The organism is Pantoea deleyi (assembly GCF_022647325.1).
GTDB lineage: Bacteria > Pseudomonadota > Gammaproteobacteria > Enterobacterales > Enterobacteriaceae > Pantoea > Pantoea deleyi.
Genome location: NZ_CP071405.1, coordinates 691,347 through 704,365, shown reverse-complemented (window position 1 = coordinate 704,365; position 13,019 = coordinate 691,347). Strand labels below are relative to the sequence as shown.

The following is a 13,019-nucleotide window of genomic DNA, read 5'->3' as shown; positions in this document are numbered from 1 at the left end:
GTCACAGGGCGGCGACCTGCGGCGTCAGTTGCTGACTGGCGTCTGCATCGTGGCTGACGCTGGCGACCGCCTCTTCGATCTCTTCCGCCACGAAGTTCGCCATTTCCGGCACCCGCTCAGGCGGCACCGGTCTGCCCAGCAGATAGCCCTGCAGCATGTTGCAGCCCAGGCTGGTCAGGAAGGCCTGCTGTTCGGCGGTTTCCACGCCCTCGGCCACCACCTTCAGCTGCAGCGACTGCGCCAGGGCCACAATCGCCGAGACGATCGTGGCATCCTCTTTCTGATGCTGCAGTTCGCTGACAAACGCCCGATCGATCTTGAGCTCGCTGGCCGGTAACCGCTTCAGATAGAGCAGGCTGGAGTAGCCGGTGCCGAAGTCATCGATCGAGGCTTTGACGCCCAGCCGGGTCAGCTCGGTCAGAATCCGCACGCTCTCATCCGGATCGCGCATGGCGGTGGTCTCGGTGACCTCCAGCGTCAGTTGTTCGGCCGGGATCTGATGCTTCGTCAGCGCATCCATCACGATCTCCACCAGATTCGCCTGCTCAAACTGCAGTGCCGACAGGTTTACCGCGACCGACCAGTCCGGATGCCCCTGCAGATGCCACTGCCGCAGCTGGCGACAGGCTTCGTGGATCACCCAGTTTCCGATGCTGATAATCATGCCGGTCTTCTCCGCCATCGGCAGGAACTTATCGGGCGACAGCAGGCCGCGTTGCGGATGCTGCCAGCGCAGCAGCGCCTCGAAACCGAGAATCGGGCCGCGCGGGGCGCAGTATTTGGGCTGGTAGAAGAGCCGCAGCTCCGCGTTGTCCAGCGCCTGCCAGAGATCGTTGTTGAGCTGAAGCTGGCTCTGCGCCTGGATGTTCATGGAGGGCTGGAAGAAGGTATAGCCGTTGCGGCCGTTGTTTTTGGTGTGGTACATCGCCGCGTCGGCGTTGAACATCAGTTCGCGCTCATCCACCCCATCGCCGGGGTAAACCGCAATGCCGATACTCAGCGACACCACCAGCTCATAGCGTGAGATATCGAACGGGCAGTCCACCGCCTTCACCAGCTTATCGGCGATGGCCGCCGCATCGTTGGGATCCTCGATCTCCGCCAGCAGCACAAACTCATCCCCGCCCAGCCGCGCCAGCGTGTAGTAGCCGCTCATCTGCTGGCTCATCCGCTCGGTCACGCCCACCAGCAGGCTGTCACCAATATGGTGGCCAAAGGCGTCGTTCACCGCCTTGAAGCCGTCGAGATCCATAAACATCAGCGCAAACTGCGTCTGCTCACGGTTCGCTTTGTTAATGGCCTGCTCCAGCCGATCTTCCAGCAGGATGCGGTTGGGCAGCCGCGTCAGGTTATCGTGCAGTGCCAGTTGCGCCAGCTCGCGGTTGGCCTCCGCCAGCGAACTGGCGAGCAGCGAGGTGCGCGCCTGCAGCCGCGCATCCAGCATCGACACCAGCAGCGTGATGCCTAAAATCGAGAGCGTCACCACCGTGACCAGAATCGCCAGCCAGTCGCTGTTAACCCCCTGCCCGATCGGATGACTGTGCACGGGAAACTCTGCCGCCACCATGCCGGTGTAGTGCATCCCGGCAATCGCACATCCCATGACCATCGATGCGCCGATGCGCAGCACCGTGACCCGGCCGGTCTTTCCATCCCGCAGGTTAAACGCCAGCCACAGCGCCGCGCCGGAGGCGGCCAGGGCGATGACCACCGACAGCGCCACCCAGCCCCATTTCCAGACGATGCCGGGCGAGAACATCAGCGCTGCCATGCCGGTGTAGTGCATCGCCACCACGCCGCTGCCGAGGATCAGCGCCCCGCCGATCAGCCGCCGCAGCGGCAGATCGCCATTACAGACCAGCCACAGCGCAAAGATCGAGGCGCACACGGCGATGGCGGCCGATAACGCCGTGAGGGCGGCGTCGTAGCTCATGACCATCTCCATATCCATCGACAGCATGCCGATGAAGTGCATCGCCCAGATGCCGATGCCCATGGAAAAACCGCCGCCAAACAGCCAGACCAGCGCCACTTTGCCGGTCGAATGCACCACCCGGCCGGCCATGTCCAGGGCGGTGAAGGAAGCCAGCATCGCGACAAGAACCGAGACGATGACAATAAAAGAGTCGTATGAGGTTGCTAACATGGTGCATTCCCGGGTAAAGCCGTGTCAGGCGTTGAACAGAGGTTTTTATGACTATTTTCGTTATTATCGGCGCGGCTTAACGGCTGATGAGCCGTTAATGCCGCAGGTTTCCGCTTATTGTGAGTGCTGAAACCTATTGAAAGCATCAGCCTGAAGCCGACGCCATCGGATGTTGCCGGGCGGTGAAGCTGAACACCTCAACCCGATCGGCGGGCGTCGGTTTGCCCAGCAGGTAGCCCTGCAGCGCATCAAAGCCCAGGCTGGTCAGCAGATGCTGCTGCTCTTCCGTCTCAACGCCCTCCGCCACCATGCGCAGGTTAAGACTCTGCGCCAGCGTCAGCATGGCACTGACCACGGTCGCATCTTCACTGCCGGGCCGCAGGCAGTTGATGAAGCTGCGATCGATCTTGAGTTCGCTGGCATCCAGATCTTTCAGATGCAGCAGGTTGGCATAGCCGATGCCGAAATTGTCGATCGCGATACTGACGCCCGCCTGCTGCAGTTCGCGGATACGCTGCTGGCTGAACACGGGATCGCGCATCGCAATCGCTTCGGTGATCTCCAGCATCAGCGCGCAGCCCGGCAGCTGATAACGGGTCAGCGTCTGGGTCAGGATCACCAGCAGATCGCGCTGATGGAACTGCAGCGCGGAGAGATTAACCGAGACGGTCCACTCACTGTGGCCCTGGTTGTGCCAGATCCTGAGCTGACGGCAGGCTTCCTCGATCACCCAGTTGCCGAGCGCCACAATCTGCCCGGTTTTTTCGGCGCGCGGCAGAAACAGCTCCGGCGTCAGCAGGCCGCGCTGCGGATGCTGCCAGCGCAGCAGGGCTTCGAATCCCATTAAGCGGGTGCCGCCGGAACGGAATTTCGGCTGATAGAACAGGCGCATCTGCTGGCGCTCCAGCGCCTCCCAGAGATCGTTGGTCAGCTCCAGCTGATGCTGTGTCGCGGCGCTCATGGCCAGTTCAAACAGGCACCAGCCGTTGCGCCCGCTGTGTTTGGTGTGGTACATCGCGGCGTCGGCGTTAAACATCAGCTCCTGCCGGCTGCGGCCGTGCAGGGGAAAGATGGCGATGCCCGCGCTGAGCGAAACGTGCAGAACGTAGCGGTCAAACTCAAACGGCGCGCCGATCACTTTCACCAGCCGCTGCGCCAGCTGGCGGGCCGGGCTGGTATCGCACCCCTTCACCATCAGCACAAATTCATCGCCGCCCAGACGCGCCAGCAGCATCGTCTCGCTGAGCTGGCTGCGCAGCCGTTCCGCGACCGCCACCAGCAGCCGATCGCCGACGTGATGTCCCCAGGTGTCATTCACGGCCTTGAAGCCGTCGAGATCCATATAGATCACGGCAAAGCGATGCCCGTTAAGCATCGCTTTTTTGATCGCCTGATCGATCTGCTGCTCCAGCATGACCCGGTTAGGCAGCGCGGTCAGGTTGTCATGCAGCGCCAGCTGCCGCAGCTCCTTGTTGGCAAGCCTGAGCCGTGTCGCCAGCCGCGCGGCGCGCATCTGTGCGTCCAGCATCGAACAGAGCAGCGTGATCCCCAGGATCGAGAGCGTAATCAGCGTCACCCACACCGCCAGCCCCGGATTACTGAGACCGCGCGACTGCATCGTACTGGTGTGACTGAATGTCGCCGCCGCCATGCCCACATAGTGCATACCGGCAATCGCAATCCCCATCACCAGCGAGGCCAGTCCCCGCATCAGCAGCAGATGGTGATCCCCTTTGCGCAGATGAAACGCCAGCCAGAGCGCGACGCCGGAGGCGACAAAGGCGATCAGCACCGAGAGCGCCACCAGCTGGCCATTCCATTCCGGGCGCGGTTCAACCAGCAGTGCGCACATCCCCAGGTAGTGCATCACCACCACGCCCGCGCCCAGGATCAGGCTGCCGCGCAGCAGCCGCTGCCGGGTAAGATGCAGTCCGCCCACCGTCTGACCAAAGGCCAGCATTGACGCCAGGATCGCCACCAGCAGCGAGAGGATCGTCAGCCGGATGTCGTAGCGCATCGTCATGGGCATCATCATCGCCAGCATACCGATAAAGTGCATCGCCCAGACCCCGATGCCCATGGCGGTGCCGCCCACCAGCAGCCAGAACCGGGCGCTCCAGCCACGGGAAACCGCCACGCGTCCGGCGGTATCCAGCGCAGTAAAAGAGGCAATAAAAGCCACGATCAGCGAAACGCAGATCAGAACGCTATCCCAGGTGACAGGCAACATAGGTAACTCCTCACCACCCGCGAAAAACGGGTGCTGTGTACAGTCTTAAAAATGAATTAAAAAACACCCAGCGGGTGAAAGTGGTTAAATTTCGGTATTTATGCGTTCTTAAGATCCGGCCAAACGTGCCCGCAGACGCAGGCTTATTCTGTTCTGCATCTTATTACCCGCCAGCGGCGCCAGCCGGTAAATCGTTATTTTGTCTGATTGGTACAGGAACATATCACCGAAGCAGAAAGCGCACCAGAGGCCGAAAAAAGCGGGGAAATCCGTTTTGTCGTCTCGCTTTACGCCTTGCTGTTACTGGGTTATCGGCCAGCGTGCGCATTAGATTAGTGAAAAATAAACGGCCGTGCTTCGCGGAACGCTTTAACTGATCTATAGTAAGTAAAACTGATATAAATCATCATTCTTAAGTCTAAGAATTTTCTCATTACAGCGGCTCTGACCGGCCTGTTGTTTTTATTTCCTTTTTTTGGGTTGAATTGTTAATTAACACCGGGTGAAAAAGCACTGACTCTCGATAATCCGTAAGGAAATATTATGAAACTCAAGCTTTTTCTTTTTGCCGCCGCTGGATTAACTGTCGCCCTTCCCGCCTTAACCCAGGCGGCAACCACCTCGGGAACGATCAATGCCACCCTGACGCTGACCACCGGTTGCCTGGTCAACGGCCAGTCCGCCACGGCCGGTGTGAACTTCGGTACCCTGAACTTTGGCAGCAGCGCAGCCACCTTTGATACCCTGAACGCCACCCTGGTCGGGGCGGCCGGCAACGGTATTTTTGTACGCTGCACCACCGGCCAGGATTACAACGTGGTAGTGACCAGCAGCAATGCCGCACCCGCCACGATCTATGGCACCGCCTCTGCCTCGCCACGCTATCTGTTGCTGGGATCGAACAACGCGCAGGGCATCGCCTACACCCTTTACAGTGATGCCTCCTTTACGACGGCGATCGCCAACAATACGCCGATCGCGGCCAGTGGCACCTCCGATCCGACGCTGGGTACTAACTACGCCATCTACGGCCGGGTCGTGGGCGGCGGATTTAACCCGCTGATCCCTGCCGGAACCTACACCGATACGATCAACGTCGCCGTGAACTATTAACCGCTGCCGCAGGATTATCAGGGTGGTTCTCTGGCGGGCCTGCCTGACAATCGCATGCGGCCTGGCGCTGCTGACCGGCAGCCTCCGCGCCTGGAGTCTGCCGACCAGCACGTTTCAGGTCACCGCGTCGATTGTGGCTGGCTGCGTGATCTCCGGCACCAACACCGGCGTTTTTGGCGCGCTTGATTTCGGTTCGCAGTCGGGCGTGTCAGCCCGCACCCTCAACGCCAGCTTTGTCCAGAGCACCGCCATTAACCTGGCCTGTACGCCGGGTACCACGCTGACCATGAGCATCAATCAGGGCAGTAACTTCACCACCACCCGCAATCTGAAACTGCCCGGTTTCAGCAGTACCCTTCCCTATACGCTCTTTAGTGACGCCAGCCGCACCACGGTGATCCCGGTTAATCAGTCGGTGCCACTGAGCTACAGCAATGCCAGCAACATTACGCTGCCGATCTACGGCCAGCTGAAACTTCCCGGCACTGCACGCGCGGGCGTCTATACCGACACGCTGACCGTCACCCTGAGCTGGTGAGGCAATAAAATAAGGATATGCACATGAAGCCCTTTCGCGCCCTGCTGTTACTGCTGAGTTCCGGCCTGCTCTCTCCGGCCTTTGCCGCCAACTCGGTGATGATCTGGCCCATCGACCCGGCCATCAATCCCGAAGAGAAAGCCAGTGAACTCTGGCTGGAGAACCGGGGCAACAGCACCACCATGATGCAGGTCCGGGTCTTCAGCTGGCAGCAGATTAACGGCCAGGAGCAGTACCAGACCCAGCAGCAGGTGGTCGCCAGCCCGCCGATGGTGCGGATGGAGCCGGGTCAGAAACAGCTGATAAGGCTGATCAAACAGACGCCGCCGGCCGCCGGTAAAGAGCGGGCCTATCGGGTGGTGCTGGATGAGATCCCGACGCCACGCAATCCTGGTGAAAACCAGGCCGGGCTGACCTTCCAGATGCGCTATTCGGTCCCGCTGTTTGTGTATGGACAGGGCATCACCGCCGACAGCGTGCGCCCGGCGCTGCGCTGGCAGCAGGTCAGCGAGGGCGGCAGACGCTGGCTTCAGCTGACCAACAGCGGCAACGGTCATGCCCGGCTGAGCAATGTGACGATTGGCGGCCGGCGACTGGGCGAAGGGCTCTATGGCTATGTGCTGGCGGAGAGCGATCACCGCTGGCCCCTCAGCTCACCGGTCAGTGGTGAACTCAGCGCAGAGGTGAACAAAAAGCAGTGGCGCAGCGCGGCTCAGAAGTAAGCGCTGAATGCGATCTTTTTCCCCTCATCCCTGCGCGCTGGCGGTCGCCAGCCTGCTCTGCGCCGCCGCCCCCGATGGGCTGCGGGCAGAGACATACTCCGCCCTGCCGCCGCCGCCCAGCCTGCAGCGCAACGGCGACGCGCAGCAATATATGCTGGAGCTGGTGGTGAACCAGCAGGCCAGCGGCAACATCGTGCCGGTGGAGCAGCGCGACGGGCATTTCCGGCTGCGCAGTGGCGATCTGCAGCGTGCCGGTCTGCCAGCGGAAAAACTGGGCGCGGCGGGGCTGGTCGATGTCAGCAGCCTGCAGGCGGTAAACGTGGAGTATGACGCGGCGCGCCAGCGGCTGCTGCTCACCGTGCCGCCCGCGTGGCTGCCGGGTCAGGAGATCGGCGAGGCAAAAAATGGCCCCCGCTATCCGGGACGCACCAGCCGCGGCGCGCTGATTAACTATGATCTCTATGCCAGCCGCACCGACAACAGCGGCACCCGCCTCTCGATGTGGAATGAGCTGCGGCTGTTTGGGGAAGCCGGACATCTCTCCAGCAACGGCGTCTGGCTGCAGCAGCTCGAAGGCCAGACCACCTATCAGGACGATGGCTACATCCGGTATGACAGCTGGTGGAGCCGCGACGATGAGAACACCGCGATGAGCTGGCGGGTCGGCGATCTGATCACCGACTCGCTGGCGTGGAGCAGCAGCGTGCGGCTCGGCGGCCTGCAGGTGGGCCGCGACTTCAGCGTGCGCCCCGATCTGGTGACCTATCCGCTGCCCGCCTTCTCCGGCCAGGCCGCCGTGCCCTCCACCGTCGATCTCTTTATCAACGGCTATCGCTCCAGCCAGGCCGCCGTGCAGCCCGGCCCCTGGTCGATGACCAATGTGCCCTTTGTCAACGGCGCGGGTGACGCCGTGATCACTACCACCGACGCGGTGGGCCGCCGCGTTACCACCACCATGCCGTTTTATGTCTCCAGTAACCTGCTGAAACCGGGCCTGTCGGACTACGCCTTCTCGGCGGGGGCGATCCGCGAAAACTACGGTATCCGCAACTTCGACTACGGGGCCGCCGCCGCCAGCGGCTCCTGGCGATACGGCATGACCGACTGGCTGACGCTGGAGAGCCACGCCGAAGGCAGCAAAAGCCTGGCGATGGGCGGCGCCGGCGGGCAGCTGCGTGTCGGCAGCTGGGGCGTGGTCAACGGCGCGGTCGCGCAGAGCCAGCTTGAGGGCGACACCGGCAGGCAATATAGCTGGGGATACCAGTACAACAATCGCTGGTTTAACCTCGGCACGCAGCAGATCCAGCGCAGCAGCACGTTCGGCAACCTGGCGCTGGTCGGCAGCCGTGCCGGCGGGATGCCGGACAGCCGCCGCTATGCCCTGTCGCGCCGCAGCGCACAGTACAGCGCCAGCGTCTCCCTGAACCGTTATGGCAGCGTGGGGGCCGCCTTTATCGATATCACGGACGGCCAGGGCGATCGCACCCGGCTGTGGAACCTCTCCTGGAGCAAAAACCTCTGGGGCAACAGCAGCCTCTACGTCTCCGCCAGCCGCGATCAGCAGGAGAAAAGCTGGACGGGTGCCATTTCGCTGGTGATCCCGTTTGGCGAACAGGGCAGCGCGGCGATCAGCACCGAACGCGATCAGCGCGGCCGTAACAGCCAGCGCCTCTATGCGTCACGCGCCATGCCCAGCGACGGCGGCATCGCCTGGGATGCGGGCTGGGCGAATCAGAGCGGTAACAGCGGCGACTACCGTCAGGGCAGCCTGCGCTATCGCAACAACCAGATCGACACCTCGGCGGGCTTCTACGGCGACGACGACAACCTGACGCAGTGGGCCGATCTCTCCGGCGCGCTGGTGCTGATGGACAACCATCTGTTCGCCGCTAACGCCATCAATGACGCCTTTGTCCTGGTGAAAACCCGCTATCCCGACGTGACCGTCCGCTACGAAAATCAGCCGATGGGCCGCACCAGTCAGCAGGGCTATCTGCTGGTGCCCGCTATCAGCAGCTTCTACCCGGCCCGCTATGATATCGACACGCTCGACCTGCCCGCCGATATGACGACGCCACGGGTGGAGCAGCGCTTCGCGGTAAAACGCCAGAGCGGCTATCTGCTCGATTTCCCGGTGGAGAAGCTGCGTTCGGCCAGTGTGATCCTGTTCGATGCCGCGGGGCAGCCGCTGCCGGTCTCCAGTCAGGTGCTGCGCCCCGATCATCCCACCGAATATGTTGGCTGGGACGGGCTTGTCTGGATGGAGAATCTCACCGCCAGCAACCCGATTGCGGTGCTGACGCCCGACGGTCGCCGCTGCGAAACCGAACTGCGCATCGCCAGTGGTCAGCCGCAGGCGCTGAAAACCTACGGCCCCCTGACCTGCGCGCTGCCGCCCCCGGCGACGGGCAGCGCCACTCCCGCTGATCCTTCCCTCTCCGGAGCGCAACCATGATGAGATCTCTGCTACTGGCTGGCCTGCTGCTGCTGCCCTCGCTGGGCCACGCGGCCTGTAACCTGCCCGCCTCCAGCGCCAGCTTCGGGTCGGTTTCCACCTTCGTGGCGAATACCACCATCAGTTCCACGAGCACCAACGCCAACGTTAACTGCGGGGCGGGTTCGACCCTGTCGCTGCTGGGCAATAACCAGATCACCTTTCAGCTGACGGGCGCGACCAGCAATAACGGCACGCGCGGGATATTAAAGCGCAGCGGGGACACCGGCAGCGACAACGTGCCGGTCCGGCTCTGTACTGACTCGGCCTGCGCCAGCGAACTGACGATTGGCGGCGCACCGGTTGTCTATGGCTCCCAGACCCTGATCAACCTGGCGGGCCTGCTGGGCAGCCTGAATTTTGCCATTCCGGTCTATCTGCGAACGGTGCCCGGCCAGGTGGTGGCCGCCGGGACATATCAGGTGACGCTGAATATGGCGGTGACATACCGCGTCTGCACCAGCATCAGTGTCGGCGGGCTCTGCTTAAGCGAACAGAACGGCAGCGGCATCATCCCGATCGCTATCACCGCCATACTCACCAATGACTGCACGACGATTACCTCGCCCAATATCAGCTTTGGCAGTGCGCCGCTGGTCGGCAGTTTCTCCGCCGTCACGCAGACTATTAATGTCCTGTGCAGTAAAGGCAGCACCTATACGGTGGGGCTGAGCAATGGCAGCTATCCGGCGGGCAGCGTGCGGAATATGGCCAGCGGCACCAACCGGCTGAGCTATGAGATCTATAAAGAGTCCGGCAGCAATCGCTGGGGGTCGGCAGGAACGGAACGCTGGAGCAGTACGATCTCCTCGGCGGTGTCAGCGGATGGACTGACGCGCGGCTATAACTATACCGCGCGCATCCTGACGTCGCAGAGCACGCCGCCAGCCGGAAACTACAGCGACAGCGTGGTGGTCGATCTATCGTTTTAGAGTGAGGCGCTGACCGGCGCGGTACGGTGACGCAGCTGATACTGCTTCACCATCCGGCCAATCAGCAGCGTGCCGATCAGCCCGCAGACGGCCGCAAAGGTCAGCCAGATGCCCGGCATCGCCTTGTCACCGGTGGCGTGGATCAGGTAGCTGGAGATGGCCGGGGTGAAGCCGCCAAACAGCGCCGTTGCCAGGCTGTAAGCCATCGAGAAACCGGCGGCACGCACCTCGGCAGGCATAATCTCCGCCAGATAGACCACCATCGCGCCGTTATAGCTGGCATAGAGGAACGACAGCCACAGCTCCGCTTCCAGCAGGTGGGCGAAGCTGGCCGAGCCCACCAGCCAGTGCAGCACCGGCCAGGTGGTGACAATCATCAGCAGCGTAAAGACAATCAGCAGCGGACGGCGTCCGACGCGATCGGACAGCGCCCCCATCAGCGGCAGCCAGAAGAGATTTGAGATGCCGACGCAGAGCGTTACCAGAAACGCCTGCTTGTCGCTCATCATCAGCACGGTTTTGCCAAAGGTAGGGGTAAACGCGGTAATCATGTAGAACATCACCGTGGTGGTGACCACCATCAGCATGCCCGCCAGCACCAGCGCCCAGTTGCTGGCCACCGACCGCATGATTTCCGTCATGCCCGGATGATGTTTACGTTTGCTGAACGCCTCGGTCTCCTCCAGCATCCGGCGGATATAGAACAGGAACGGCACAATCAGACAGCCGACCACAAACGGAATACGCCAGCCCCACTCCGTGACCGCCTCTTTGGCCAGCAGATGGTTCAGCATCAGCCCCAGCAGCGCAGCGAAGATCACCGCAATCTGCTGACTGCCCGACTGCCAGCTGACGAAAAAGCCTTTGCGCCCTTCAGGGGCCACTTCCGCCAGATAGACCGACACGCCGCCCAGCTCAACACCCGCCGAGAAGCCCTGCAGCAGGCGTCCCAGCAGAATCAGGATCGGGGCCGCCGCGCCCAGAGTGGCGTAGCCCGGCACCAGCGCGATGGTCAGCGTCCCTATCGCCATCAGGCTCAGCGTCAGCAGCAGCCCTTTGCGACGACCATGATGATCGATGTAGGCACCCAGAATGATCGCCCCCAGCGGGCGCATCAGGAAGCCCGCACCAAAGGTCATCAGGGTCAGCATCAGGGAGGCAAACGGGTCATCGCCGGGGAAGAAGGTTTTGGCTATCGCGGTGGCGTAGTAGCCAAATACCATGAAATCGTACATCTCCAGGAAGTTACCACTGGTGACGTTAAAGATGGTTCGGGCGGCACTCTTTGGCGGCTTTTGTAAAGACGGGGTGTGACTCATAACGGCTTCCTGTTGTTTTTTAGCCGTTTTAGCCTGCCTGAGTCAGGAATAATGTGACCAGGCTCACCATTGCACTTTACAAAACTATGTACATAAGTAACAACCAATTAACAATTCAGTTCAGCCAGCATAACCGATCGGTGCGATCGCCGGTTGGCCTGATTTTGTGTGGCTGCTGCGCAGGCATAAAAAAAGGCGACGGAAACCGTCGCCCTGTTCTGATGCCGGATAACCCGCTATTTCTTCACGGTTTCCATGCCCATCAGACCGATCTTCAGGTAGCCCGCCGTGCGCAGCTTATCCATCACGCTCATCAGCGTTTCATAGTCCACTGACTTATCCGCCTGGAAGAAGATGGTGGTCTCTTTATTGCCCTGGGTCTGGCTGGTCAGCACGTTCACCAGCGAATCGGGCGTGACCCGATCGTTGCCGACATAGAGCTGCTTATCCGCCTTGATCGACAGGTAGACCGGCTTTTCCGGTCGTGGCTGCGGCGCGCTGGTCGAGGCGGGCAGGTTCACCCGCACGTCAACCGTCGCCAGGGGCGCGGCCACCATAAAGATGATCAGCAGAACCAGCATGACGTCGATAAACGGCGTCACGTTGATCTCGTGCATTTCACCCTGTGTTTCCAGGTCGTCGTTTAATCGCATTGCCATAAGTAGTTACCCTAACCGCAGTTTCTGCGCGGTGGCGGGACGCGGAACATCCCGGGCGACGGTGCCGAGGTCGATATCGCGGCTCTGCAGCAGCATGACCTGGGCGGCCACATCTCCCAGCGAGGCTTTATAGTTAGCGATCATGCGGGCAAATACGTTGTAGATCACGACAGCCGGGATAGCCGCCACCAGGCCGACCGCGGTCGCCAGCAGCGCTTCGGCGATCCCCGGCGCGACCACGGCAAGATTGGTGGTCTGGGTTTTCGCGATGCCGATAAAACTGTTCATGATGCCCCAGACGGTGCCGAACAGCCCCACGAATGGCGCGACCGAACCGATGGTCGCCAGGAAACCGTTGCCCCGTCCGGCGTGGCGGCTGAAGGCCGCGACGCGGCGCTCAAGGCGGAAACTGGTGCGGTCTTTGATGCCGTTGGTGTCTTCCACGCCCGCCGACAGCGCAAGTTCATTCTGCGCATCGTTCAGCAGCACCGCGCTGTGGCTGTGGCCGGTAAACGACTGGGCGATACGGGCGGCGTCATTGAGATTGCGGGCTTCGCCCAGCGCCTGCTGCTCGCGCTTCAGGCGACGCTTCGCCGCGCTGAGTTCGGCATATTTGCCGAAGAAGATCGCCCAGGTCACGACAGAGGCCAGCAACAGGCCAATCATAACCACCTTTACCACGATATCGGCATGTTGATACATGCCCCAAACGGAGAGGTCCGTTTGCATCAACTCACTGGCTACCACGCTGCTTCTCCAACTTCTGATTCAGGGATGCAAAACAAGCGCAAATAATAGCAAAACGGCGCCGAATTGATAGTAGTTCTCATTAGTATTTACAAATAGCGCCCCCGTAACGGCCCCGT

Annotated in this window: 10 protein-coding genes; 5 read left to right on the top strand and 5 right to left on the bottom strand. The window is 61.4% G+C overall.

The window, feature by feature from the left end:
* Position 1: 1 nt before the first annotated feature.
* Both J1C59_RS03455 and J1C59_RS03450 read right to left on the bottom strand, forming a co-directional pair.
* Positions 2–2,146, bottom strand: coding sequence for a putative bifunctional diguanylate cyclase/phosphodiesterase (locus tag J1C59_RS03455; protein ID WP_140917298.1), 2,145 nt, complete (start codon positions 2,144–2,146; stop codon positions 2–4).
* A gap of 145 nt (positions 2,147–2,291) precedes the next feature.
* A complete protein-coding gene (locus J1C59_RS03450) occupies positions 2,292–4,376 on the bottom strand; it encodes a putative bifunctional diguanylate cyclase/phosphodiesterase (protein WP_140917299.1) in 2,085 nt (694 codons plus the stop codon).
* A 543-nt stretch (positions 4,377–4,919) separates the two neighbouring features.
* Here J1C59_RS03450 and J1C59_RS03445 point away from each other — a divergent pair.
* Genes J1C59_RS03445 through J1C59_RS03425 form a run of 5 tightly spaced genes read left to right on the top strand, consistent with a single transcriptional unit; the run spans position 4,920 to position 10,175 of the window.
* Positions 4,920–5,489 (top strand): spore coat protein U domain-containing protein, encoded by a 570-nt coding sequence (locus J1C59_RS03445; RefSeq protein WP_128085736.1) that lies wholly within the window; start codon positions 4,920–4,922, stop codon positions 5,487–5,489.
* A 22-nt stretch (positions 5,490–5,511) separates the two neighbouring features.
* Positions 5,512–6,027 carry a Csu type fimbrial protein gene (locus J1C59_RS03440; RefSeq protein WP_128085735.1) on the top strand — a complete coding sequence of 172 codons (516 nt, stop codon included), beginning with the start codon at positions 5,512–5,514 and terminating at the stop codon, positions 6,025–6,027.
* 23 nt (positions 6,028–6,050) lie between these two features.
* On the top strand, positions 6,051–6,749 hold the full coding sequence (locus J1C59_RS03435; protein ID WP_128085734.1) for a fimbrial biogenesis chaperone: 699 nt from the start codon (positions 6,051–6,053) through the stop codon (positions 6,747–6,749).
* 7 nt (positions 6,750–6,756) lie between these two features.
* Entirely contained in the window at positions 6,757–9,204 is a 2,448-nt protein-coding gene (locus J1C59_RS03430; protein WP_140917300.1) for a fimbria/pilus outer membrane usher protein, read from the top strand.
* On the top strand, positions 9,201–10,175 hold the full coding sequence (locus tag J1C59_RS03425; RefSeq protein ID WP_128085178.1) for a Csu type fimbrial protein: 975 nt from the start codon (positions 9,201–9,203) through the stop codon (positions 10,173–10,175). Before J1C59_RS03430 ends, J1C59_RS03425 begins: the two co-directional genes overlap by 4 nt.
* Here J1C59_RS03425 and tcuC read toward each other — a convergent pair.
* The 3 genes from tcuC to exbB form a co-directional block, all read right to left on the bottom strand.
* Complete coding sequence (tcuC, locus tag J1C59_RS03420) at positions 10,172–11,494, bottom strand: MFS transporter (protein WP_128085179.1); 1,323 nt, start codon at positions 11,492–11,494, stop codon at positions 10,172–10,174. The two genes, J1C59_RS03425 and tcuC, sit on opposite strands and share 4 nt — an antisense overlap.
* Positions 11,495–11,730: 236 nt before the next feature.
* The gene (gene exbD / locus J1C59_RS03415) at positions 11,731–12,153 is read right to left on the bottom strand and encodes a TonB system transport protein ExbD (protein WP_128085180.1); all 423 of its coding nucleotides are present in this window, start codon (positions 12,151–12,153) and stop codon (positions 11,731–11,733) included.
* 6 nt (positions 12,154–12,159) lie between these two features.
* Positions 12,160–12,882 (bottom strand): tol-pal system-associated acyl-CoA thioesterase, encoded by a 723-nt coding sequence (gene exbB / locus J1C59_RS03410; RefSeq protein WP_208721879.1) that lies wholly within the window; start codon positions 12,880–12,882, stop codon positions 12,160–12,162.
* Positions 12,883–13,019 lie beyond the last annotated feature (137 nt).